Annotated in this window: 15 protein-coding genes and 1 pseudogene; 10 read left to right on the forward strand and 6 right to left on the reverse strand. The window is 69.5% G+C overall.

Annotation, left to right across the window (positions count from 1 at the left end):
• From ACFVST_RS05435 to ACFVST_RS05445, 3 genes are read left to right on the forward strand one after another with little or no spacing between them, the layout of a single operon-like run.
• Nucleotides 1–1,593, forward strand: a complete 1,593-nt coding sequence (locus ACFVST_RS05435) for a hypothetical protein (protein WP_390147103.1) — start codon at nt 1–3, stop codon at nt 1,591–1,593.
• Nucleotides 1,545–2,099 carry an FkbM family methyltransferase gene (locus ACFVST_RS05440; RefSeq protein WP_390147105.1) on the forward strand — a complete coding sequence of 185 codons (555 nt, stop codon included), beginning with the start codon at nt 1,545–1,547 and terminating at the stop codon, nt 2,097–2,099. Before ACFVST_RS05435 ends, ACFVST_RS05440 begins: the two co-directional genes overlap by 49 nt.
• A 20-nt stretch (nt 2,100–2,119) precedes the next feature.
• Nucleotides 2,120–2,758 carry a histidine phosphatase family protein gene (locus ACFVST_RS05445; RefSeq protein WP_390147106.1) on the forward strand — a complete coding sequence of 213 codons (639 nt, stop codon included), beginning with the start codon at nt 2,120–2,122 and terminating at the stop codon, nt 2,756–2,758.
• A gap of 32 nt (nt 2,759–2,790) precedes the next feature.
• Here the strand turns inward: ACFVST_RS05445 and metG are convergent, their stop codons facing one another.
• A complete protein-coding gene (gene metG / locus ACFVST_RS05450) occupies nt 2,791–4,512 on the reverse strand; it encodes a methionine--tRNA ligase (RefSeq protein ID WP_390147108.1) in 1,722 nt (573 codons plus the stop codon).
• A 341-nt stretch (nt 4,513–4,853) separates the two neighbouring features.
• Here metG and ACFVST_RS05455 point away from each other — a divergent pair, with 341 nt between their 5' ends.
• Nucleotides 4,854–6,149, forward strand: coding sequence for a nucleotide sugar dehydrogenase (locus ACFVST_RS05455; protein ID WP_390147110.1), 1,296 nt, complete (start codon nt 4,854–4,856; stop codon nt 6,147–6,149).
• Between the two features lie 12 nt (nt 6,150–6,161).
• Entirely contained in the window at nt 6,162–7,121 is a 960-nt protein-coding gene (locus ACFVST_RS05460; RefSeq protein ID WP_390147111.1) for an NAD-dependent epimerase/dehydratase family protein, read from the forward strand.
• 40 nt (nt 7,122–7,161) lie between these two features.
• On the opposite strand, the pseudogene ACFVST_RS05465 reads toward ACFVST_RS05460, so the two are convergent.
• A pseudogene (locus ACFVST_RS05465) lies at nt 7,162–8,337 on the reverse strand (helicase-related protein); the annotation flags it as partial.
• A 14-nt stretch (nt 8,338–8,351) separates the two neighbouring features.
• Between ACFVST_RS05465 and ACFVST_RS05470 the strand changes: the two are divergent.
• Nucleotides 8,352–9,134 carry a hypothetical protein gene (locus ACFVST_RS05470; RefSeq protein ID WP_390147113.1) on the forward strand — a complete coding sequence of 261 codons (783 nt, stop codon included), beginning with the start codon at nt 8,352–8,354 and terminating at the stop codon, nt 9,132–9,134.
• 46 nt (nt 9,135–9,180) lie between these two features.
• Here ACFVST_RS05470 and pglW read toward each other — a convergent pair whose 3' ends face one another.
• Nucleotides 9,181–13,623 (reverse strand): BREX system serine/threonine kinase PglW, encoded by a 4,443-nt coding sequence (pglW, locus tag ACFVST_RS05475; RefSeq protein ID WP_390147115.1) that lies wholly within the window; start codon nt 13,621–13,623, stop codon nt 9,181–9,183.
• Nucleotides 13,624–13,804: 181 nt separating this feature from the next.
• On the opposite strand from pglW, the gene ACFVST_RS05480 reads away from it, so the two are divergent.
• The 4 genes from ACFVST_RS05480 to ACFVST_RS05495 are packed head-to-tail and all read left to right on the forward strand — an operon-like array spanning nt 13,805 to nt 22,261.
• Nucleotides 13,805–15,445, forward strand: a complete 1,641-nt coding sequence (locus ACFVST_RS05480) for a TIGR02677 family protein (RefSeq protein ID WP_390147116.1) — start codon at nt 13,805–13,807, stop codon at nt 15,443–15,445.
• Nucleotides 15,442–16,767 carry a TIGR02678 family protein gene (locus ACFVST_RS05485; protein ID WP_390147118.1) on the forward strand — a complete coding sequence of 442 codons (1,326 nt, stop codon included), beginning with the start codon at nt 15,442–15,444 and terminating at the stop codon, nt 16,765–16,767. The genes ACFVST_RS05480 and ACFVST_RS05485 overlap by 4 nt, the downstream gene beginning before the upstream one ends.
• Complete coding sequence (locus ACFVST_RS05490) at nt 16,764–21,002, forward strand: TIGR02680 family protein (protein ID WP_390147120.1); 4,239 nt, start codon at nt 16,764–16,766, stop codon at nt 21,000–21,002. The genes ACFVST_RS05485 and ACFVST_RS05490 overlap by 4 nt, the downstream gene beginning before the upstream one ends.
• Nucleotides 20,999–22,261, forward strand: coding sequence for a TIGR02679 family protein (locus ACFVST_RS05495; protein WP_390147122.1), 1,263 nt, complete (start codon nt 20,999–21,001; stop codon nt 22,259–22,261). The genes ACFVST_RS05490 and ACFVST_RS05495 overlap by 4 nt, the downstream gene beginning before the upstream one ends.
• 52 nt (nt 22,262–22,313) lie before the next feature.
• On the opposite strand, the gene ACFVST_RS05500 is transcribed toward ACFVST_RS05495, so the two are convergent.
• From ACFVST_RS05500 to ACFVST_RS05510, 3 genes are read right to left on the reverse strand one after another with little or no spacing between them, the layout of a single operon-like run.
• A complete protein-coding gene (locus tag ACFVST_RS05500) occupies nt 22,314–22,775 on the reverse strand; it encodes an ASCH domain-containing protein (protein ID WP_096622819.1) in 462 nt (153 codons plus the stop codon).
• 17 nt (nt 22,776–22,792) lie between these two features.
• The gene (locus tag ACFVST_RS05505; RefSeq protein WP_390147124.1) at nt 22,793–23,125 is read right to left on the reverse strand and encodes a hypothetical protein; all 333 of its coding nucleotides are present in this window, start codon (nt 23,123–23,125) and stop codon (nt 22,793–22,795) included.
• Nucleotides 23,122–24,849: a GNAT family N-acetyltransferase gene (locus ACFVST_RS05510; protein WP_390147125.1), complete on the reverse strand. Its 1,728-nt coding sequence runs from the start codon at nt 24,847–24,849 to the stop codon at nt 23,122–23,124. The genes ACFVST_RS05505 and ACFVST_RS05510 overlap by 4 nt, the downstream gene beginning before the upstream one ends.
• Between the last annotated feature and the right edge of the window lie 454 nt (nt 24,850–25,303).

Here is a 25,303-nt window from a genome sequence, read left to right on the forward strand (position 1 = left end):
ATGGGGACGCCACTGCTCGCCGCGTACCTGCACACCGCCGTGACCGTCTCCGCCGTCGCGGCCTGCTACCGCTTCGCGATCTCGCCGACCGTGCGGGCCATAGCGCGCCGCCCAAGCCGGTTGATCCTCATCGCGAGCATCACACCCGCCGTACCGCTCGCCTTCCTGTCCTCACCCGATCCCGGGCCGTTCCGGTGGTTCGCCATGGTCGTGATCGCGCTGCTCACGTGGCAAGGCGCGACGAGCGACTACGACGTGACGGAGCCGATCGGACCGCAACGCCTGGACAAGCGGCTCCTTCTCGTGCTGGGTGCCGCTTCGTGCTTCTGGCCCCCGGCTCTCCTCGCCTGGATGGGCGTGTACTGCGGCAAGCTCCGAGGCTGGAAGCACCACGCGATGATGCCGTTGCGGCTGCTCAAGGCATACCTCGCCTGGTTTCTCGTGGCGACGTTCTTCGAGACCCCGGGCTCCCCGGCGGCACTCCTGCTCGTCCTTGGCTGCGTCTCACTCTCCCACTACGTGAAGCCGGCCTGGAGCAAGGCCCGACTCGGGCCGCGACCCTGGTCATGGGCCTGGCACAACCGCACCCACTACCTCATCGCTTCGGCGTACTCCTGGGGCTGGGCACGCTTCCTGCGCCCCGAGACCGTGTCCCGCGTCTTGCGCCGTGCACGCGGCCTCGATCGGCCGGTCAACGTCCTCGCGATGGTGATCGAGGCAGCGGGGCTGATCGCGTTCCTCGATCGCCGTCTCCTGCTCGCGGTCCTCGCAGCGACGGCCGTCTTCAATGTCGCCGTCGCTCTCGCCTCCGGCATCCACTTCTGGGAGAACATCGGCACCAACATCGCTCTCGCGATCACCGTCGGGTTACTCCCCGCTGCGGAGTACGACGCGGCCTTCGGTTGGCCAGCCGCGCTGCTGGCACTCGCGGTGCTCGTGATCAGCGCCGCCGACCTGCTGTGGCAGCCCTGGCACCTGGGGTGGTGGGACTCTCCTTTCACGGCCCGTGTCCACTGGCAGGTGGAGACCGCGTCCGGCGAACAGCAGGGCCTCTACAACGGCTTCATGTGCCCGTACGAGCGGGAGTTCGGCCGCGTTCTGGGCTACTTCCTGACGAGCGAACCGGTCCTCCACGACCACCTCGGCATCGTCTGGGACCGGCGGCTCCGCGACCTCATCGTCCACGCGGACGGGGACCAAGAGACGCTGCGCCACCTCAAGAAGACCTACGGCCGCGTGCATAAGGACGAGCAGCAAGCGAACGAGCACGTCGACTTCCTGACCACGATGTTCAGCCGCCTCAACAACGGTGTCCCGAAAGGCCCGTTGCCCCGACCGCTGCGCTGGCTCAAAGCGCCCGGCGGCCAGCTCTACCGGTGGGGCGACCTGCCGCCCTACCGCGGCGACGAAGTCGTCCGCCGCGTCACCATCCGGTACGAGGAGCGCTGCTACCGCCCCGCGACCGGCGACTTCGTCCTGCTCGCCGACGACGTCCTGCACGAGATCGACCTCGTACCCCCGAAACCCGACCACGGGAGCACCTCATGCGCAAAATCTTCATCGACTGCGGCGCCAACCTCGGAGTCGTGCTGAACCGCTTCATGCACGAGCTTCCGGATCATGACTTCTACGCCTTCGAGCCGAACGCGGAGCTAATCCCTTCCATCCGCCGGCACGTCGAACAGGCCCAGGGCTCCGCCCGTATCGAGATCTCCCAGAGCGCGGTGTGGACCCATGATGGGACGATCGACCTCTTCCTCGGCCACCACGAGAGTTCCACCGTCATGCCGGGCAAGCAGGTGCCGCCGGTGTACGACCAGCAGATCGACTACACCTCGCCGATCTCGGTACCGGCCATCGACTTCAGCGCCTGGCTGCGGCGGACGGTCAGTCCCGGTGATCACGTCGTCGTGAAGATGGACATCGAAGGTGCCGAGTACCCCGTGCTCACCAAGCTGCTGGACGACGGGACGATCAACCTCATCTCCGTCCTCTACATCGAGTGGCACTACGACCGCTTTCCCGCCATGAGCCGTGCCGAGCACGACCACGTCGCCGCGGCGGTCTCCGCTTGTGTCGGCGTCCGCGACTGGGACTGATACGAGGAAGGGGCCACGCCATGCGCACCAAGCACATCTACCTGATCAAGCACGGCGAGACTGAAGAGAACCTGCAGGGCATCCACCAGGGCCAGGCCGTCGGAGGCAGGCTGAGCGAACGCGGCAGGAACGACATCCGCGCGGTCGGTAACGGGCTCGCCGCAACCGGTATCACCGTGGACCAGATGCTCGTCAGCCCGATGTCCCGCTGCCGCGAATCGGCGGCGCTGCTGACCTCGGTGCTAAAGCCGACCGACGTACGCGTGGACGAGCGCCTCGCCGCCAAGAACAGCGGCCACCTCGGTGGCCGGCCCAGGGAGCTCGCCGCCTGTGAGGCAGCACGCCATGGCGTGCCCATCCACCAGCTCCGCACGCCGGGCGGCGAGTCATCGGAGGACGTACAGGCCCGCTATGTGGACCTGTGGAACCAGGTCCACACCGGGCCGCATCGGACGACCGTCCTCGTCGGGCACGGCGGGGGCATCGCCTGCCTGCTGCTGTGGCTGACGGGGAACGGCTTCGATCGCTACCTCCAGCACGTCCCTGGGTCAGCCGGCGTCACATGGGTCGAGGCAGACGACACGGCTTCCCACATCCGGCTGATGAACGTGCCGGCCGCGAGCCTGCCCAGCCTTCTCGACCCCCGTACCGCCCGATGAGAGCACGGACGGTACGGGCTCGGGAGACACTGTCAGGCGTCCGGGGAACCGCCGAAGCGCGCCCGGTAGGACTCCAGGTCCTCCTCCGTGATCTTCGCGAAGAGCACGGGCGGCACGGTGAACGCGGTGCCGGCCGGGACGGCGTCCAGGGACTTGGCCTGCTCGGCGGTCACCCAGGTCGTGGTGTCGTTCTCCAGGGTGAAGGCCCCGCGCATGGCGGCGGCGGTGGTCGGGATGAACGGCTCAGAGACGACCGCGTACAGGTGGATCAGGTTCATCGCGGTACGGAGAGTCAGCGCGGCGCCGTCGGCATCGGTCTTGATCTCCAGCCAGGGCGCCTTCTCCTCCAGGTAGGAGTTGCCCGCGGACCACAGGGCGCGCAGCGCGGCGGCCGCCTTACGGAACTGGAGCGCCTCCATGTGCTCCTCGTACTCGGCCAGCAGGCGCGCGATCTCCTCGCCCAGCTTCGCCTCCACCTCGCCGGCGGCGCGGCCGGCCGGGACTTCGTCGCCGAACCGCTTCCGGGAGAAGGACAGCACGCGGTTGACGAAGTTGCCGAGAGTATCGGCCAGGTCCTTGTTGACCGTGGCGGTGAAGTGCTCCCAGGTGAACGACGAGTCGTCCGACTCGGGGGCGTTGGCGATCAGGAAGTAGCGCCAGTAGTCGGCGGGGAGGATCTCCAGGGCCGCGTCGGTGAAGACGCCACGCTTCTGGGATGTGGAGAACTTGCCGCCGTAGTACGTCAGCCAGTTGAAGCCCTTGACGAAGTCGACCATCTTCCACGGCTCACGGACACCCAGCTCGGTGGCCGGGAACATCACCGTGTGGAAGGGGACGTTGTCCTTCGCCATGAACTCGGAGTAGGTGACGTCGTCGGCCTCGTACCACCACGACTTCCAGTCGCGGGTCTCGCCGTCCGTGGTGGCGTCCGCCCATTCCTTCGTCGCGCCGATGTACGCGATGGGGGCGTCGAACCAAACGTAGAAGACCTTGCCCTCGGCCGCGAGCTCCGGCCAGGTGTCGGCCGGGACGGGCACGCCCCAGTCCAGGTCGCGGGTGATCGCGCGGTCGTGCAGGCCCTCGGTCAGCCACTTGCGGGCGATGGACGTGGACAGGTGCGGCCACTGCTCACTGACCGCGTCGATCCACGCCTCGACCTCGTGCTGGAGCTTGGACTGCAGAAGGAACAGGTGCTTGGTCTCGCGGACCTCCAGCTCCGTGGAGCCGCTGATCGCCGAGCGCGGGTTGAGAAGGTCGGTCGGGTCGAGCACACGGGTGCAGTGTTCGCACTGGTCGCCGCGGGCCTTGTCGTAGGCACAGTGCGGGCAGGTGCCCTCGACGTACCGGTCCGGCAGGAAGCGGCCGTCGGCCGGCGAGTACACCTGGCGGATCGCGCGCTCCTCGATGAAGCCGTTCTCGTGCAGCTTGCGCGCGAAGTGCTGGGTGATCTCGCGGGTCTGCGGGGAGGAGCTCCGGCCGAAGTAGTCGAAGGCCAGCTCGAAACCGTCGTACACGGCCTTCTGCGCGTCGTGGGCCTGTGCGCAGAACTCGGCGACGGAGAGCCCGGCCTCCTTGGCGGCCAGCTCGGCCGGCGTGCCGTGCTCGTCGGTGGCGCAGATGTAGAGGACGTCGTGACCGCGCTGGCGGAGGTACCGGGAGTACACATCCGCCGGAAGCATCGACCCGACCATGTTGCCCAGGTGCTTGATCCCGTTGATGTAGGGAAGCGCGCTGGTGACCAGGTGTCGAGCCATCCTCGGATGCTCCATTTCGTACGTACGGCGTCGGTGACAGTGCCACGGCGGGCCCAAGTCGGGAGGCTGCAGCCGATGCGATCACTCGGATCGCGCGCTGGTGTCACGCATGGTGACGGAACGGGTCTACAAGCCAACGCCATCGTATCGAACCGGGGCTTTCCCCATCCCACGGGTTTTCTGACCGGTCTGGGCGGAGCGCGAAAAGCACTCGGCCGTCCAAGACAGGCGGCCAAGCGAGTCTCGTACGGCCGAGGCGCTTTCCATCTTAAAGCCACCGCCGGGCCACGGGTCCGCGCCCGCCGTACACATCCGCACGCTTACACAACGAGGTGGAGAGCATGATCGAAAAGCGTGAGACCCAGCGGCTCCGCGTCGTCGTCGTGGGGCAGGGGTATGTCGGGCTCCCGCTCGCGGTGAGAGCCGCCGAGGTCGGGCACCAGGTCGTCGGCTTCGACGTGGACGCGCGGCGGGTCAAGCGGCTCATGCTCGGAGAGTCCTACATCGAGGACGTCACCGACTCGCGTCTGGCGCCGCTCCTCGCCGCCGGCGCCTACCGACCCACCATCGACCCCTCCGACTGCGCGGGATTCGACGTAGCGGTCGTCACGGTGCCCACGCCGCTCCGCGACGGAGCTCCGGACCTGTCGCATGTCGAGGACTCGGCGCTGCTGCTGGGCCACCACCTCACTCGCGGGGCGACCGTCGTCCTGGAGTCGACGACGTACCCGGGCACCACGGAGGAAATCTTCGGCCCTCTCCTCGAAGGCATCTCTGGCCTGACGGCGGGCTCCGAATTCCACCTTGGCTACAGCCCTGAGCGCATCGACCCTGGCAACTCCAAATGGAGACTGGAGAACACCCCGAAGATCGTCTCCGGGATCGACACGGCGTCCCGGGAAGCAGTTCGCCACTTCTACGCGTCCCTCGTCGACAAGGTCGTCCCGGTGGCCAGCTGCAAGGAAGCCGAGCTGACGAAGCTCCTGGAGAACACCTTCCGACACGTGAACGTCGCGCTCGCCAACGAGCTGGCCATCTTCGCCCACGAGCTGGGCATCGATGTCTGGGCCGCCATCGACGCGGCGTCCACCAAGCCGTTCGGCTTCATGCGCTTCACTCCGGGACCGGGAGTCGGAGGCCACTGCCTGCCCATAGACCCCTCGTACCTGTCCTGGCGCGTCCAGCGGACCGTGGGCCGCAACTTCCGCTTCGTCGAGCTCGCGAACGACGTCAACAACCACATGCCCGACTACGTGGTCCGGCGCCTGGTCGACGGGCTCAACAAACGCAAGAAGTCGGTCAACGGCTCCCGAGTGCTGCTGCTCGGCCTCGCGTACAAGGCCAACACCGGGGACGCCCGCGAGACGCCGGCGGCGCGGATCGCGGAGCTGCTCATCGGCATGGGCGCGGAGGTGCAGGCGGCCGACCCCCACGTCAGCGACGACGCTCACCCTCGCGCCGACGGCCTGGCGAACCTCAAGCGAGTCGACGTCACTCCCGCTGGCCTCGCGGCGGCCGACGCCGTCGTCCTCCTCGCAGACCACGACGCCTTCGACTACCCCCTGATCACCGCGCACGCCCCCTACATCCTCGACTGCCGCCGTCGCCTCGTCGGCGAACACATCGACTCTCTCTGAAGGGAAACCCACGTGAAGATCGTGATCACCGGTGGCGCCGGCTTCATTGGAAGCAACCTCGCCCGAGCCCTGACCGACCACCCCAAGATCTCCCAAGTCCGGGTGGTCGACAACCTCTCCACCAGTCGCGAGGCCAACATCGCCGGCCTCGGCGTCGACTTCTTCGAAGGCGACATCCAGAACGCCGACCTCCTGGACCAGGTGTTCCGCGGCGCGGACGCCGTCGTCCACCTCGCCGCGCTGCCCTCCGTACCGCGCTCGGTCCGAGAGCCCTTGGCCAGCCACCACGCCAACGCGACCGGAACCCTCCAGGTCCTCGAAGCCGCACGCCGCGCGGGCGGCCTGCACGTGATCGCCGCCTCCTCGTCCTCGGTCTACGGCGCGAACCCGCGCCTGCCGAAGCACGAAGACCTCACCACGGCCCCGCTGAGCCCGTACGCGGTCACCAAGCTCGCCACGGAGGCGTACCTGGGCGCCTACCACCACAGTTTCGACCTGCCGGTGCTGCCCTTCCGTTTCTTCAACGTCTATGGTCCCGGCCAGCGCGCCGACCACGCCTACGCCGCGGTCATCCCGAAGTGGATCAGCGCCACGCTCGCCGGCCAGCCCGTGACCGTGTACGGCGACGGCACCCAGACCCGCGACTTCACGTACGTGGGCACCGTGTGCCGCGTCCTCACCGACGCCCTCTTCCGCCGCATCGTGGACCCTCGCCCCGTGAACCTGGCCTTTGGGACCCGCATATCCCTCCTGGACCTGATCTCGGAGATCGAGGCGGCAACTGGCTGCGTCGTCCACCGGCAGCACGTGTCGGCCCGCACTGGCGATGTCCCGCACTCCCAGGCGGAGAGCAGCCGCCTGCGGGCGTTCTTCCCGACGGTGGCGCCGGTGGCGCTTGAGGAAGGTATCTCCGCGACAGTGAGCTGGTTCCGGACCAGCGTCATGAGCGCAGCCTCAGCCAAGCCGTTCTGAATTCGAGTGATCGTGGCCGTAGCGCGTCCTGAGGGTTGCCCTACACACCCTTCGTGATGAAACGTACCGGCTCGGCGAGAATGGCAGCAGCGGAGTCCAAGTCGGCCAGCCGAGCGGACAGCGTTGCCTCCGCCAGCCTCGGCGGTAGCGCGTCACCGAATTTCAATCCCCGCACCGCCCGCTCATCAACGGCGGGAAGGCAAAGCCGCTCCGGAGCGTCGCTCACGGCCTCCTTCCATGACACGGGGGTGAGGTCCTCCCGAAGCCGGATCCAGTGGTCGTTGATCCTCTGGGCGGGCACCGCGACGCCTTCCAGAGTCGCGGCCAGCGTCGCGTTCGCACGGTGGCCCGCCCAGGTCCACCAGCGCGCCTGCCCTGATGTGTCGCACACGACCAGAGTGCCTCCCGGATGGACCCTCTCCAGGAAGTGTTCACGGGCCTCCACTACTGCCGAGGTGGCGCGCCGCGTCAGGGTGACCGGAGGATCGGCGCCAAGCAGTACCTCACGCACGGCACGGGTAACTTCGAAGGATGCCCCCTGGCCGAACCCAGTGCCGCTCCACTTCGCCTTGCCGCCGCCGTCGACCGGCTCGACGAAGCAGCGTTTGCGGTGCCAGTCGATGTAGGTGACCTGCCAGCTGCGCCCGGCCAGGAGAAGCCTGCGGGGGCCGGCGACCCGCTCGGTGAGCAGGGCGGGGTCGGTGCGGCCGATCTCAGTGCGGCCTTGGAGGACGGTGAACTGCGGGGGTGCGGTGAAGACGGCGGTGAGGTTCATGAAGTGGCGCTGTCCGAAGCGCCGTTCGGCTTCGGGGCCGATGAACAGCATGCCGCCGTCCTGGTCCAGGTACCCCTCCTCTACCAGATGCCGGACGATCGGCTCGGCGGACCCTCCGAATGGTCCCAGGCCGTTCCACCACTCCTGCCAGAGCCGGTCTCCGACCCGGTGTTCCTGGAGGCAGAGGGCGAGCAACTGCTGGGCGACGATGTGCCGGGGCTCGGGCGGCGCGATCACGGGTTCCACCCAGCCTCGCGACCACTGGAGCAGGAGTCCGGCAGCACTCAGCAGACCGCCTTGGTCGAGTGTGAGGAAGAGGCAGTTGCGTGTCGTTCCGGGGCGGCGCCCGGTACGTCCCAGGCGCTGCAGGAACGAGGCGACGGAGGTGGGTGCGTCGATTTGAATGACACGGTCCAGATCGCCCACGTCGATGCCTAGTCTTCGTCCGTCCGGACATGTACGACAGTGCGCCCAAGAGGTTCCCCGACGCCTCCAAGCTCGGGGCGAACGCGGCCGACCTGGAGTGGAGCCGGGAGAACCTCTACGGGCTGCTCTTCCACCGGCTGGGCAATGATCCGAGCGCCGAAGCGGAGAAGTTCCGCGCCCAGTACGGCGAGTGGCGGCCGGAGGGCGAGGGGCGGTTCATCGCGCCGGTCGACGTGATCGCCGACGAGAAGTGCCAGGAGAAGGTCTTCGTCTCCCTGGCCGGCCCCTACATGGGCACCGACCGGCGCAAGGGCCACACCTTTACCTGGGTTCCGAACCACCTCCAGGACGGCAAGGGCCGGGTGAGCCCGAGGACCTGGCTGCTCGCCCTGCGCTCGGCCGCGGCCCTGACGACGGAGCGGTACGCCGGACACCCCCACCCGCTGCACTACGAGGCGATCCGGGAGAGCCTCCACGAGGCATCGCGGGTCCGGGTGGAGGAGCTGACGGAGGACATCGCCTGGGCCGCCGCCGCCATAGAGCGGCTCGAGGGCGGGCAGGTGCCGATGGAGCCGTCGTACGTCCGCCAGTGCTGGGAGCAGGGCGGACTCGCCGAAGCCCTGCGCCGGATGCGGGAGGACGACGGCGAGAGCAGCGGTCCCCGTGACGCCGCGGACCCCTTCGCACTGATCGAGGAACTGGTGGACCTCGGCGTACTGACCGAACGAACCAGTGGCGCCCTGGACCTACCCGACGTGTACCGGCTGGCGTTCAACATCGGGCGCAAGGGCGGGGTGCCCCGGAAGACCTGAACTATCAAGGTTGGTAGATGGTCGGCCGGCGCCGTCCTGCCGACGCTCAGCCCATGGCGACCGGCACCCGCAGCGTGTCCAGGAACTCCTGATCCAGGTGCGCCCGTTCCCCGTCACCGCCGATCACCTCCACCGTACGGCCGTCCAGTTTCGGCTCCTGCGCGCGCGTCTCGACCGTGCACAGCAGCCACAGGCCGTGCGGGGCGTCGGCGGGGCGGCGTGCCGCGTTCTGGAGCCGGACGAGGAAGGCGTGGCCGCCCTCGTCCCAGTAGCGGGCGACCAGGCCGGCGTCGTGCAGGAACAGCACGGTGCGCGGGGCGTCGGCGCGGGCGAGCACCACCTGCTCGACACGCTGCCAGACCACTCGGACGAAGGACGCCAGCCCCGGCTTGATGCTGCCGGGGGTGGAGAGGCTGTCGGCGCGCAGGACCTTCTGCCAGTCCTGGCCCTTCTCCGCGGCCAGGGCGTGGAAGGCGGTGAGGAACACGTCCGACAGGTCGACGGCGTCGACCGGGAAGGCGGCTGCCACAGTCTCCGCCGCTCGCGCGAACGCGTTCGGCTTCACCGTGAGGGCGAGGAACCCGCCCCTCTCCGCCACGGCGGTCAGCCGCTCCCGGAGCGGGCCGTGCGGGTCCTGACGGTCGGCCCGGGTTACAGGAGTGGGCGGCTGGTAGCTGGTGAGGGCGCCGGTGGAGCTCCACGGCCCCCTCGACTCCGGCGCCCTGGGGAAGAACTTCTCCGCCTCATCGTTGTACACGAGGTCGAACCGCGCGCCTTCGAGGGCGTCCAGCAGTTCCACATGGGTGGGTTCCCGGGAGCCCGAGACCAGGTTCAGGCCCGGGAAACGGGCGCGCAGCCGCGCCACCAGCTCGGCCACGGTGATCCCCCGGTCGCGGCGGACGCCCGCGCCCGCCTGGGAGATGCGCACCGCCCGCTCCAGGCTCAGGTCACGCGGGTACAGCTCCAGCCGGGGCGTGGCCGCGACGCCGGTGGCCGTCGCAGCGGCCAGGGACACCAGGCGGGTGTCGGCGAGCGGCGCCAGTCCGTCGGGCGCGGGCACCGACCGCAGGACGCGCAGGACCTCGCCCCGGCCGGGCAGGGGGTCCTGCCGCGCCAGTCGTTCGGCGGCCTGGCCGAGGAGCGCCGCGTAGTCCGCCAGCTCGCGCGGGCTGGGGTCGTCGGCGCCCGGCAGTGACTCGGCGGCAAGCAGGACGGTGTCACCGCGCCGGTGCACGGCGAAGCGGGGCTCGTGCTGCCCGGCGGGTTCCTCGTCCTGGCGTTCGGCGGTCTCCGCGTCGGCGGCGGCCCGGACGACGGCCAGAGCCCTGGCAAGCGTCCTCGCAGGGGTGTCCGCCCCGGCGCCGTGGCGAGCGCGCAGCTCGGCCGCGGCCTCGTCGGCGGTCATCACCCGGCCGACAGCCTCGATGATCTCGGTCAGCTCGGTGCGGACTGGGGTCAGCCAGTCCGCCTCGGTCCACCTCCTGATCTCGTTCCGGTGGTGACGGGATACGGAGGTCTGCTTGATCCCCAGGTGGTCGGCGATCCGGGCCTGCACGGGCCATACGCCGAGCGGGGACAGCCCGCCGTCGTCCAGGGGCAGGCCAAGGGTGAGGCGTACGACGTCGGCACGGTGGGAGCCCTTGCGGCCCGGCTCCGGCGCGAGGAGCGCGGCCATGTCGTCTATCGACGGGATGCGGGTCTCGTCGGAGCCGAGGACGGAATGCGGCGGGGCGGCGGCGTCGGGCGCCTGCCGGCGGGGGGGCACGTAAGCCGCCGTCGAGCGCAGCGCGGTGGCCCACTGCTTGCGGCGCCGGTTGAGTTCCTTGCGGACCAAGGCGCCCGCGCCGCGCGCCTTGGAGATGGCGTACGGCTGGATGTCCAGCAGCTCCCCGACCGTCGTGGCGCCCAGTCCGCCGGCGACCGACACGGCACGCGGGGACAGGCCGGCGGCATCCAGCGGCGTCGTCAGGTCGGCCGCCGCGGCGGCCCGATCGCGGGCCTCCTCCGGGTCATCGGACGAGGTACCCACGGTGGAGGGGGTCGTGGCGGGCGCGGTCGCGTCGGCAGCGCGGAACACCTCCCGCCAGACATCCCACATCTGCCGGAGCGTGTCGAAGCGCTGCTCGCTGTCGCGGTGCAGCGCACGCTGGAAGAAGGCGCTGAGTCCCTCGCGCAGAGCGGGCTCGAACAGCTCGGTGGCGACGTGGAGTTCGGCCGACTCGTTGGTCAGCGGGTCGAGCTGCCCCTCGCCCCACAGCGGTCGCTCGCCGCTCGCCATCTCGTGAAGGGTGACGGCGGCTGCGTACCGCTCCGCGTGGTCGTCGTAGTGGGCGCGGCGCATTGAACCGAGGAACGGGTCGAGATAGCCGCGCGTGCCGGCCTTCACGTCCCGGTCGGAGGCGTCCGTCAGGGAGAAGTCGAACAACTTGAGCTGCCACGTGCGGTCCTTGCGGCGCTGGATGCCGAAGTTGTCCGGTTTGATGTCGCGGTGGCGCACGCCCTGCGCGGCGAGCTGGTCCAGGGCGTGGAACAGGTCGTCCGCGAAGCGCTCCAGCTCGTGGTAGGTGAGTCGCCCCTTGCCACGCAGCCGCTCGCCGAGCGACTGCGCGCCGGCGTACTCCAGCTCCAGGACGGTCCGCCCGCCCAGCTCCCGCAGCCCCTCGCCGCGCAGCTGGACGACGGAGCCGCCGCCGACCTTGCGCAGCGCCCGCTCCTCGGCACGCAGTCGCCCCGCCTTCTCCTCGTCGAGAGCGACCTTGAAGACGTGCTCGTCAACCTGGGTGCGACCGTCCTCGTCCTCCGTGGCCCGCTCCACGAGCACGGCGCGCGCGGTGGCGCCGGTGCCCAGGACCCGGCGTACCGTCCACTCGGCGTCGAGCGCCTGACCGGGCACCGCTTCGAGCGGGTCGACGCAGGTCGCCGCCGGTGAGTCCGGGAGGATACTGGCGCGTTCCGCCTCGTCCAGCAGGTCCAGGAACGCCTCGGCCGAGCCGAGCCGCTCGTTGACGTCGGCGCGGGTCGCCCGGAAGACCAGGTCGTCGAGGACATCGGGCAGGCCGTCGGCCACCGCGAACAGGTGCAGCCCTCCGTCACCGCGGAGCCGTTCGGCCAGGTCGCTGCGCTGGGTGGCCGGCGGGCGGCCGGTGAGGATCAGGTAGGCGACCGCGCCTAGGCCGAAGATGTCCAGGTCGGCCGGGTCCGCGTACGGCTGGTCCGACTCGGGGGCGAGATAGACCCGGGCCGCGTCCTCGATCAGGGCGGCGTCGAGGGCAGAGCCGCCGATGGAACGGAAGAACGTGGCGTTGCTGTCGAAGTCCCGCGCCGCGGTCTGCCAGTCGGTGATCCGCAGCTCCGGAGCCGTCCCGTCGGCCCGGAACGACACGTACACAGAGCGGGCCGCGAGCGCCCGGTGGTAGAGCGAGCGGTTGTGCGCGTAGCGGACCGCCTCGGCGAGCTGCCGGACCAGATCCAGGCGGATCTCGGGCGTCAGCCTGCCGCCGTAGGTGTCCAGGTACTGGTCGAGGCGGAGATCGCCGTGGCGGTGGCGGAAGAGGATCGCCGGTCCGCCCTGGTGCTCGCGGTAGTCGAGCGCGTCGACGATGCCGCGGTGGGTGATGCCCTGCAACACCTGGTACTCGCGGCGCGCAGCGCGTTCGGTGGCTCTGCGTGCCGCCTCCGTCGCCATCTGGCTCACCAGATAGATGCGGACCCGGCCCTCCTCCTGGACGAGGCCGTCGTCCCGGGTGGCCAGGCGGTCCTCCCAGGACGGTCCGGCGTCCAGCGGGTGCGGCTCCATCTTCCAGGCGTCGCCGAAGCGGAGGTGGGCCGCGGACTGACGGATCCCGATCGCCTTGAGCAGCTGCGGCAGGGTGTGCCGGGAGAGCTCCGGCGTGATGCGCCGGTCGGGACGGTCCGGGGGCAGACCGAGGAAGTCCTGCCAGATCCGCTTCAGGCCGCTACCGCCGTCGTCACGCCCATAGACCTTAATCTGCTGGACCTCGTCCAGGTGGCTTTCGAGGTCGGGCGACGACAGGAACACAGCGGGCTCGACGCGGGGGACCACCCGCTCGGACAGGCCCAGTTTGCGAGCCGCCCACTGGAGCTGGCTCTTCAGCTCCTTGGACTTCAGGTCGGTCAGGTGCAGGGGGTTGTTGATGGTCCGCATGCGGTCAGGTCCCTGGAAGTTCCAGGTTGACCCGGTATTGCGCAGCTGCCCCGGATGCCCCTTGATCTCGATGAGGAAGAGCCCGGCGGGAACGGCGATCAGCAGATCGCACTCGTTGACGCGGCCGGACATCGCGGTGAAGGAGAACGTGGCCCAGGCGCGGAACGGCTCGGCCTGCGGCATGAGCCTCCGCACATGGTCCAGCGCGTCCTGCTCCCACGGGTACGGCGAGGGGCGCTCCTGGAACCACTGCCGGGCGGGGCGCGGCGGGCCCGGCTTGGGTGTGCCGGGCCTCGGTGCCGACGTGCCTGACTGAGCTGTCACCGTCCGGCCTCCCCAGGCTTTTCTCTCGGACCACGATGCAAAAGTGCCTGGTCGAGCCTATCGCGAGAGAAAGCGGCCGAAACCGGTTTGTGGACGGGAGCAGAGCCCGGCCGAGCAGGGGCCGGGGGCATTTTCAGCCACCCACCGGTGGCAGGCGAACGCGCCGCGTAACCTCGCATGCATGGAGGCACCCGCACCCGGCGCAGCGCAAGACGCCGCAACGCAGGACGCCCACAGCGAGGCGCGTCGGCGTCTGGACGCGTACACCTACCTCAGCGCGCCCGAGCGACTGGAGCACGTCGCGATCATGCGGGTCTTCTGCGGGACCTTGTTGGCGGACCTTTCCGTGTCGGAAGTCATGGCCAAGCTGCGCCAGGCTGGCGGACCTGCTGCCGGGCTCGACGCCGACACCCTCACCGTCCGGCTCGAACAGCTGGTGAAGTGGGGCAACCTGCTGCGCAGCAGCCACACCGTGAAGGCATCCAGTATCAGCGAGTACCAGCGGTCCCGTGCGCGCTACCAGCTGTCGAAGCTGGGCGAGCGCATCCAGCGGGACGCCGATGAGGTCCTGGCCGAGGCAGACGCGGCCCGCGAGGTGAGCAACGAGCTGCTCGCTCTCGTCGAGCGCGGGCTCAGGGAGCTGGCCGAGCTCGTGACCGCGCCCGGCGGCATCGAACCGCAGGACGGGCTGGAGCGGGTCAGCACGCTGTTCGTGCAGTTCACCGAGTTCGCGGATTCCATCCGGGACTTCTACGCCTGCCTCGGCCAGGTTCTGGCCCGGTACGACCTGGACAGCACCGAGTACCAGGGCTTCAAGGAGCTGCTCCTCGACTACGTCGAGGCGATCACTGAAGACGTGGCGTTCCGCGCGCCCCGGATCTCGGCGGCACTGGAAAAGCTGTGGCCGCACGTCCCGGATCTGCTCGCCCGGCTGGACGCCCACGCACAGGGGCTCACCGGCCTGTCACCGCAGAGCGACAGCCGCCTGGAGACACGGGTGCAGCGCAGCCGTGGGCGCGAGTTCGCGGACTGGGAGGGCCTGCGCGGCTGGTTCAGCGACACCGACGGGCAGGGCAGCCAGGTCGATCAACTGCGGGACGCCACCTTGCGCGCATTGCAGTCGCTGCTCGCCAACGCCAAGCGGATGCTGCGGTCGGCCACCGGGGAAATGTCCCGGCGCAAGGACCTGCTGCGGCTGGCCCGGTGGTTCGAGGAAGCGGCGCCGCAGGACGCGCATGACATCGCCGTCGCCGCCTTCGGGCTCTACGGCGCCCGCCATCTGGGCATACCCCCGGCCACCGACGAGGTGGTGCCCGCCTACACGAGCTGGTGGACCGGTCCGGTGGTCGAGGTGCCGGTGGCCCTGCGGGAAAGGGGCAGCCGCGCCCAGCGGGGCCGGACGTCCGCTGTGGAGGACCACTCCGCGCAGAAAGGGCGGCTGCGGGAGGCAGCCCGTGAGCGGGCGGCAGCCAGAGCAGCGGCGGCGGACGAACTGCGCAGTGCCTCAGGCCGGTTCGCCGAGGTGCGTCTCACCTCTGCAGCGCTCGGTCTGCTCCTGGAGCTGCTGGCCACCGCACTCGGGAACGCACAGCTCCGGCGTCGCGCCGACACGGACCGGGTGGGCGCGACGGAATTCGACCTCGACCTGGCGCACAGCGAGGACGCCGAGCTGGGCATCCGGCTCACCGTGCGACGCACAGCGGGCGCCCGGTGCGTCTTGCACTCGGTCGACGGCGACCTGCTGCTGGACGACCTGGAGCTGGACGTCGGCCGTACCTCATCCGGCGCCACAGACAGCGATGCGGAGGTGATCGTGTCATGACCCTCCCCTCGGCACACGACGTCGCCCTGGCCGCCGAGCGCCGCAGCGCCGCCCGACTGCTGCTCGCCCACCCGCTCGTCACCGCGGACGGCCCGCACTCCGACCTCTTCCCGCTCATCCGCAGGCACGCCGACTGGCTGGGCAAGCGGTTCCAGCAGGTGCTTGGCTACCGCCTGCTGGTCGACAGCTCCTACGCCCGGCTCTTCAAGGCGGGGCTGGGAGCAGGCGCGGGCCGCCGGCTGGAGCGCGCCACCGGTACCCCCTTCACCCCGCACACCTACGCCTGTCTCGCGCTGGCCCTGTCCGTGCTGGTGACCGCACCCGAACAACTGCTGCTGTCACAGCTGGTGGCCGACATCAGGGCCGCCGCGGCCGACGCGGAGATCGAGCTGGAGGAGACAGGTAGGGCGGCCGGGAAACGGACCTTGGTAGCGGCTCTGCGCCTGCTGGTCGAGTGGGGCGTCCTCATCGAGACTGAGGGCCATGTGGCTGCTCTCGCGCACGATGCGGGCGAAGAGGCTCTGATCACAGTGGACCGCGAGCTGGCCCGTGTCGTCGTCGCCGGCCCGCTCGCCCAGGCCAGTGATGGCGCCGACCTGGTCCGGCGGGCAGCGGACCCGGGGTTCGGCGGTCCTCGCACCTATGTGCGCCGGATGCTCGTCGAGACACCCGTCGTCTACTTGGACGAGCTGACTGACGCCGAACGCGACTGGTTGCGCACCCGGCAGCGCCGCGAAGCGCAGGCGTTCTCCGAACTTCTGGGCCTGGAAATGGAGATCCGCGCTGAAGGAGTGGCGCTGGTGGACCCCGAGGACGCGCTGACGGACCTGCACCTGCCCGGCACCGGGACGGTCGCACAGGCCGCGCTGCTGCTGGTGGAACGGCTCGCGGAGCGCCTTCGGCCGCAGGAGCCCGGGCACCCGGCGACCGGAGGGACGCTCGTCATCGGCGTGACAGTCCCGGACGGCCTGGTGGACGAGCTGCTGGCCGAACTGGTCGCCGAGTACGGACAGCGCAGCAACTGGCAGCGTGGCTACCTGGAAGACATCCGCGCCCTGCGGGAGGCCGTGCTGGACCTGCTGGCCCGCATGCGGCTGATGGCCCGGACCGGCCGGCTGCGTGCCGAGGGCTATGGCCTGCCGGAGGGGTACGCCGAAGAGGCACCGGAGGGACGCACCGTGACCGATGTCCGCAGGGGACGTCCTGGCGGTGTCAGCTGGGTGCTGCTGGCCGCGGCGGCACGCTACGGCACCCACGTGACCGTGCGCCCGGCCACCGCAGCCGGCAAGGGCACTGATGTTCAGGAGGAGTTGCCGCTGTGACCACCGATGCGCGTGGCCTCGTCCCGCTGCCGCGTTCCGGCCCCACCACCACCGCCGGCACCCGCTTCCGGCTGCACCGCGCGGGCATCGAGAACGTCTGGCAGTACGACGAGCAGGAGTTCGCCTTCGGCGACGGACGGCTGCTCCTGCGCGGCAAGAACGGCGCGGGCAAGTCCAAGGCCCTGGAAATGCTGCTCCCGTATCTGCTGGACGGCGACTCACGGGCACTGGACGCGACGGGCACCGGCCGGACCACTCTCGCCTGGCTGATGCTGGACGGGTTCGAGCAGACCAACCGTCTCGGCTACCTGTGGGTGGAGTTCCGGGGCACGACCGACGGCGGCGACCATCGCCACCTCACCCTCGGCGCCGCCATCCGCGCCTCGAAGTCGACGCAGAAGGCGCTGCCGGCGTTCTTCGTCAGCCCGCTGCGCGTCGGTGAGGACCTGCACCTGGTCGAAGGCGGAAAGCCCCTGCCGCTCGACCGGCTCAAGGAGATCGTTGGCTCCGACAACGTCACCGATCGCGCGGTCGTCCACCGCTCGCGGGTGGCCCGGGAACTGTTCGGCATCACTGACGCAACCCGCTACCGCAACCTCACCCAGCTCCTCCACCGGCTGCGGCGGCCCACCGTCGGGGACCGCATCGAGCACGGTGGACTTGCTTCCCTGCTGAGCGAGACCTTGCCGGGACTCGACGAGGACGTGGTCGAGAAGGTCGCGCGCAACCTCCACGACCTCGACGCCGTGCGTGACGAACTCGGCCGCCTGGAGCGCACCGATACGGCGCTGCGCACCTTCCTCACGAGTTACCGCGGCTACCTGTCCGGTGTCCTGCGCACCTCCGCGCAGGCGGTGAGCCGGGAGCTGGAGATCCTCGCGCAGCGACGCCGGGTGACCGGAGGCGCCGCACAGCGGACCAGCGAGCTGAGGACGCAGGAGGAGGAGTCGGAAGCCCGGCTGGAAACCCTGCGCGAAGAGGAAGAAGCCGCCCGGACCGACCTCGCCGCCCTGCACGCCAGCCACGCCTACCGCAGCCTGCGCGAACTGTCGGAACGCCGAAGCACGGTCGAGGCGCTGCACACCGCCGCTGTGTCCGCCTTCACCGCCCTCAGCAACGCACACGGCGCAGAGGAGGGCGCAGCCGAGCGCCTGGCCGACGGTGTCGACCACCTCGGGAGTCGGCTCGCCGAACTGGGCACTGAGCACCGGGAACTGCTGACGCAGGCGGAGAAGGCGGGACTTACCACCGGCCATCTCGGCGAGACAGTCGCCCTGCCCCGCACCGTTCGCTCCCAGGCCGGCGAGACGGAGCTGACCGCTCCGGACGGGGAGACGCACACCGTGCGGCAGCCATCGGTCGTCCGTGTGAACACGGCCGAAGTACAGGAAGGACTGCGGTCCTGGCAGGGACAGCTGGAGGATGCCGAGACGGTCACGAAGAACCGGGCCCGGATGGTCCAGAAGGTGACGCGTCTCTCCGCGCGGGCCGAGGAGGCCCGAAGCCGGGCGGTGCAGGCCGACACCGAGCGGGAGCGACTGGAGGGCGAGGCGGAAGAGGCCGCCGGCCGTCTCGACGCCGGCCGCGAGAAGGTCGCCGAGGAGAGCGGTGCCTATGCCCGCCGGGTCGCCGAGTGGGTAACACGCACGCGGGCCTCCGTCGGGTCCGACTGCCCGCCGCTGGACGCCGTCCACGCCACGGTCGCCTTCGAGAGCTCCACCGACGCCCCGTTCGCGGACCGCACGCTCCCGTCCGACATCGACAGCCAGGCGTGGCAGGCCGCCCATGCCGCACTGGAGCCGTACGGCGAGGAACTCACCCGGCGCCGCGACGCCCTCGCACTCACCGTCGGCCGGCTCGATGAGGAACTCGGCCGCCTGGCGAGTCAGAAGCGTGACTGGGAGCGACGTACGGATCCCGAGCCGCCGGTCCCCCACCACCGCGTCGCCGAAAGGACACCGGGCACCGGAGCGCCCTTCTACCGGCTGGTGGATTTCGTGGATGATCTGAGCCCCGCGCGTCGGGCCGGTCTGGAAGCAGCGCTGGAAGCCAGCGGAATCCTGGACGCGTGGGTCGGCGCGGACGGCGCTCTTGTCGACCCCGGCACCCGTGACACTCTGCTGCGTCCCGGCCCCGCGCTGCCGGATGGGCTGACCCTCGCCTCGGCCTTGCGCCCAGCGCCGCAACCGGGGTGTGGAGTCACGTCCGAGCAGGTGGAACACCTGCTGGCCGCCATCGCGCTCGCACCGGCCGAGGAAACGACCGCTCATGACGCGGTGCACTACGACGGAAGCTGGCGTCTGGGCATCCTCAGCGGCCGGCACCACAAGAGTGACGCCGAGTACGTGGGAGCCGCCGTACGCGCCGAGACCCGACGGCGCATCCTGGCGGAGCTGGAACAGCGGCTCACGCAGACGGAGCAGCGGCTGGCCGACGCCCGTCACGAACTCACCGAGGCCGACGCCCAGCGTCGAGCCCTCAGGCTCGCGGAGCAGGACTTCCCCCAGGCACGCAGTCTCGCCTACGCCTGGAGCAGAGCCGAGTCGGACGAGAGGACACTGCGTGACCTGACCGCCAAGGCCACCCGCGTGGCACGGCTGGCCGAGGACGCCCGCGCCCTCGCCGTAGCCGCCCGCGCCGAGGCTGACGCCACCGCTACCGCCCACGACCTGCCTAGTGACCCCGCCGAGCTGGAACGCGTACGCACCGCGCTGGCTGCCCTTCTCACCGGCATCGGACATCTTCGCCGAGCGATCGGCAGCACGGGCGAGCGGCTCGGCACCCATCACGCCGATGCCGAGCGTTACGACCGCGCCCGTAGAGATCGCCTAGCCGCGGAGGAGAACTACCGGCTTCGCCTCAACGGGCTGCGTACCGCGCAACAGGACCTGTGCACCCGCGAGGAGGCCATCGGGGCGACCGAAGAAGAGATCCTCACCCGCGAGCAGGAAACCAGACAGCGCATCACGCACGCCGCCCAGGCCGTCCCGGCAGCACAACGTATCCGGAACGATCTGCACGACCGGCGCGTGCGCGCGGAAGAGGAGGAGAAGCGCTTGCGCGAGGACCTGACCGCCCAGGAGACGGCAGTTATTGCAACCGGCGGGGCCCTTCGCGGCGCACTCGGCCGACCGGAGGTGGTGCACGGTGCCGGGCTGGACCGGTCCGCACTGCCCGAGGACGTGGTGGACGACCCCGGCTCGGACGTCCGCAGCCGTCTACGAGCACTGCGGACACTGGCCGACGCCGTGGAACAGACCCTCGGCCGTCCGAAGGGCGAGGTCTCGGACAGCACCCTGCTCAACCGGCACACCGAACTGCGCGACCAGCTGGCCGGCGGCTACGACGCGCAACTGGAGGAACGCGACGGCATCAAGGTGTGCCGCCTGATCGACGACCACGGTTCCCACGATGTCGCGGCCGTGGGTGAGCGGATCGCTGTCCAAGCGGCAGAGGCCCGGGGACGGCTCACCGAGCGCGAAGGTGAGGTATTCCAGCGGTTCCTGACCGGCGAGCTCGGCGACCATCTCTCGGCCCAGGTCATCACCGCGGCGAACCTGGTCGCGGCTCTCAACGACACCCTGCGGACCGTACGCACCTCCCACGGTCTCGGCGTGGAACTGCTGTGGAAGCTGGACGAGGACGTCGACGCAGACGTGCGGGCGGCTGTCGAGTTGCTGCGCAGTCCGTCAAGCCTGCGCACGCGTGAGCAGACCGAGCAGCTCCGCGAGGTGCTGCAACGCCGAATCGAGGATGCCCGACGGGCCGATCCCTCAGCCGGTTACGCCGCCCATCTGCGGACCGCGCTCGACTACCGTGATTGGTTCCGCTTCCACACCTTCGTGGTCGAGGACGCCGCCCCGGGACGCAGGCGGAAACTGACCGGCCGCACCGGGCTCAGCCAGGGCGAGCAGCGAGTGCTCTCCTACCTCGTGCTCTTCGCCGCGGCCGCCGCCCACTTCACCAGCCTCGCCGAGTCCGCACCCCACGCCCCGCGGCTGATCCTGCTCGACGACGCCTTCGCCAAGGTCGACGAACCCACTCACGGGAGGCTGGGACGCATCCTCGTTGACCTCGATCTCGACTTCGTCCTCACCAGCGAACGACTTATGGGCAACTGGCCGGAGGTGCCGTCCCTGCACATCTACGAGTGCCTCCGCGATCCCCATGTGCGCGGGGTGGCCACCCTGCACTACACCTGGAACGGCCGGCACCGGCGTCTGGTGTCCGTATGAGCAAGCTACCCACGGCGACACGGGACTGGCTGGCCGGTCCCGGGCTCACCCGGCTCTGGGAGGCGGTACGCAAGCGCCTGGAGAGCAACGGCGTGCAGGCCACCGGTTCCCTCCGGTTGACCTCGGTGAACGCCCAGGAACGCAACGCCCTGTCGCTCCTGCTGGGCAAGCCCTTCACAGGGGCCACCGCCACTGTGCACCTGGACATGCTCGACGCCCGCCTGCGCGCCTCGGCTGCCGGGCTCGGGCTCAGAGAGGTCCTGGAGGAACTCGGTCAGCCGCTCACCGACCGCCGTGCCGTCCGCGCGGGCATCGCGGCACGGCGCGAGCATGTTTGGTCGTCGCTCGCCTCGGTGCTGGACGCCTCTCCGCTCACCGGCCAGGACTGGGCTGGACAGTGGTACGAGCTGCTCCGCCGTACCGGCATCCCGAGAGGTGTGACGCCGGAAACGTCGGTACGGACGCTCCAACAGGCAGTCCACGTCCTCACCCTGCTGCTCGGCCCGGAGGGGGGTGGCACCCGGGGCCGAGGAGAACTCGCCGCCATGGCGACCGGGTCCGCACACGGCCTGGACGACGGCACCTGGCTCGCACGCCTCGTCCAACGCGGCATCGCCCTCGCCCACGGCACCGAGTTCCCCGGCGACGCGTCCGGTCGGCGCGCACTCTGGCGGCTCGTGTCCGTCACACCGGACGAGGTCTCCAGCACCGTGCTGACCTACGGGCTGCGGCCCGTAGGTGGGGGATGGCGGGAGCAGGCCCTGCGGGAGCGGACCGACCATCACGCCGAAGCCCACCTCACCTCCCGGGACCTGCACGACCTGCAACTGCAACTGCCTGCCGGAACAGTGATCCACATCTGTGAGAACCCACGCGTGGTGGAGGCTGCGGCGGACGCTGCCGGTGTCCGCGCCCTAGTGTGCACCTCCGGCAGCGCCGCCACGGTGGTCCTCACGCTCCTCGATGCTCTCGCCGCCACCGGTTGCCGTTTCGCGTATCACGGCGATTTCGACTGGCCGGGCATCGCTCTGGCGAACCGGATCATCCGCCGCTACGGGGCCCAGCCATGGCGCATGTGCGCCGAGGACTACGAGCACCTTGCCGCACGCAGCCAGGCCAAGGGAATCCCACAACTGCCTCTCGACGGCCACCCCGTCAGCGCGGCCTGGGACCCGGGTCTCGCCCCTGCGATGACCGCCCTCGGGGTTGCGCTTCACGAGGAGGCCACCCTCGACTTGCTGGTGGACGACCTGGCATAAAGCCGCGCAGTCCGCCGCCGAGGGTCCGGCAGTACGGTGAGCGTTGCAGCCGTCAGGCCGGAACGGCGTCGCTCAGCACACTGCGCAGGGCCTCATCACCACCGGTCTGTGCCGCTTCTGCCAACTGCCGCAGATCTTCCCTCTTCAGGTACCGGTAACTTTGTGGCGGGTGAAAGGAGCCGACGGCCCTGAGGGCGCTCAGCGGCACCGGTTCTTCGAACGTGACGGGATCCTCAAGAGTGAGACCGCTTGCCTGTGCCGCACCGCTCATGTAGGCGTCGTACTCGCGCCTGCTGATCCCAGCGCGGGTGCGGCTGGCCGACCACACATCGCGAGGAGAAGCCACCTGCACGGAGGCAATGCTGGCCATGCCCACGATGGCCATCGTCGGCGCTGTTGCATAGAGGAGCACGCGGGTGCCGGGAGGCGCCGCGACGCGCTGCCGCCGCACCTCCACCGTCTTGCTGCCGGCCAGGATCGCCGACGCGAACCTGGGATGGACGGACAGCAGCATTGCGCACTCCGGATCACTCACGTCTTTCGGTGCCCCTCTCTGTAAACCGCCTGGAAAAGCGCGTTGCTGATCTTGGACAGCGAGATCAACGACAACGGTAGACCCAGATCCTCTGCCAACGCTTTGAAACGTCCGAGCGACACCGGCACCGGGAAGAGTTCGGTGTCCGAGAACCTCAACGCCATTGCACTGCCGTAGGGTTCGGCCACCGCGCGAACTTGCTCACGACCATATACGCCCAGATGTTCGAACCGCGAGAAGAGGGTATCCGGCTCGTCGATCACCACCTCGTCCAAGCGCGAACACCCGATGACCATCTGCCCCTGCTGTCCCGGCCCGCCCTTGCTCACGTACCAGAGAAGGCGGGCAGGGACGCTCTCACTCCGGTGGCCCGGCGAGCGGTAGTAGACATGCTGCGGCTGATGCCCAATACCTCGTCGCGCGGCACCAGCATGGTCGGGAGGTCGAACAGTTCGGCGGACCATCGAGGCTCGATGGGTACGCTGAACGACGGCAGTTTGGAGTCGATGATCTGCGCAGGCCACCAGGCACGCTCAGCGGTGCTCGCCACTTCAGCGGGGAGTCCGGCGTGCAGCTCGGGTACGGCAAGCCCCAGGCGGCTGGCGATCCCAGTCGCCGCAGCGGACACTTCAGCGGCAGACCCGCAGACGTCCACAAGCAGTGCGACGAGGTCGCCTGATTGCTCGGTAAAACCGTCCGCACCGGCCGCCGCCCGAGCTACGGGCGAGAGAAAGGGATCCGTAATCCGGATGGCCTGTGCCTTGCGATCACGCCCGAGGCGTTTGAGCATCAGGAGCAGCTGTCGGGCGAGGGACTCTTCGAGCGGATGCGTCGCGGTACGCAGCAACGGGACGTTCAGGTTGCGGCCATCCAAGGCCCAGACGTACAGGGCCACCGGGCGCCCCTCGCCGTCCCTCAGTAGTTCCCGTCGCCACAGGGTCTGATCGTTGGCGAAGTCCTTGAGTCGCTCCTGGAAGGCAGATCCGTTGTCGCTGTCCGCTTGGTCGAAGAAGGCGACCAGCTCACCCTCGCCGCCCGGCGCCACCTCTCCTGCGGAGAGCGCGGTGCCCAAGAGGTCCTTGGGCCGGTAGAGCTGGGCCTGGCGCAACTCATCGACGTGAAGGGTCACCACGGACGGAGCGACTACCTTGACGCCGGCGATATCCCAGGCGACGTCGGACAGCCGAGCCAGCGCCGGGTCACGGGTCACCAGAATCTGGAGTCCGGCGCAGGACGTCTCGGCCACGTACTTCAGCCTGCTCCGCACCTTCGCATCGAGTGGCAACTCCGGCAGATTCTTCTCCACGGCGGCCAGGAGTTCCTTGTGCCGGGCAGCCACGGTGTCCGGGGCAGGGGTGATTTGCCGAAGGCTCGGCAGCCCAGCCCGCTGATGCTGCCGGGTGGTTCGATCGGCGACATCTCGCACATCGTGCAACAACTGAGGCGTGAACGCGAGCTCGATCAGGTCGGCTAGCCAGCCGGCTTCCAGGGCGCGCGAGTCCTCGACATCGGACGCGGTGCCATTACCTCGGAGGCCGGCAAAGACGCTGTGGTCCACAGTCACCACCAGCAGGGCGTCGCTCTGGACCTCCGCGAACAGATCCTGGTGTCCCAAGCCGAGCCACCAGGTGTCCAGGGTCTCTTGGTCCCGGCCGCGGCCCAGCCCTTCACCAAGAGGGACAAAACCCAGGCTGGTCCACATCCCGCTGAGGTCATAGTCACGCCGGCACCTGGCCCTGATCCCCAGCCGCTCTGGGTGCCGCTCACGAATGGCCTGAATCAGTCGGCGGGCGATGCCCTTGTCTCGGTGTGCCTCGGCCACACAAAGGTGAGCCAGGCGCACATGGGTATTGCGCTTCGGCAGACCGAACAGCGCATACCCGACGACCTTCTCACCCTCGACAGCGACGAGAAGGCCGCCTTCCTCGGCGGCCGCACGATAGGCAGGCGGCGTGAGCAGCCCCAGCCATTTGGTGTACCGGTCCCCCAGGGCCACAACAGCGCCGAGCAGATCGGTCTGCTCTCCGGACACCGGAAGCACCTTGATCGTCATCGACTCCCCCTCCGTATCGGCTCTAGTGAATGTGGCCGATCACGCCCTCAATGCATACCCCTTGCAACCAGGCCGGGGGAGCTTCTTTCTGATTGTTCTCGTGGTCAGTGGCTACGTCGTTCCGTTGTGTGGCTGGCGTCTGGCCCTCGAGTGGGCGTCCGCGCTGCTCTGGCATGTGGAAAGCCCAAACGGCGCAGGAACGGATACGACGGGCGACACATGACTCTCCCGCCCCTCGTTCGCCCTCGCTCAACGACTCGTGCGAGAGGACCCCAGCCTTGGGAGCCACCTGGGAGCCGATCCGCTCTCCAAGCCCGTTCGAGACCACCCGAGACCATCCCGGTCCAACGCTCTGACTAGGCGAAACGTGGATTTTGCTGGTGCTGATTCCGCCCGAACCTCGTTCGGGACGAAGAGGTCGTGGGTTCAAATCCCGCCACCCCGACAGACGCAG

This window comes from Streptomyces sp. NPDC058045, from assembly GCF_042885635.1.
In the GTDB taxonomy this organism is placed as follows: domain Bacteria; phylum Actinomycetota; class Actinomycetes; order Streptomycetales; family Streptomycetaceae; genus Streptomyces.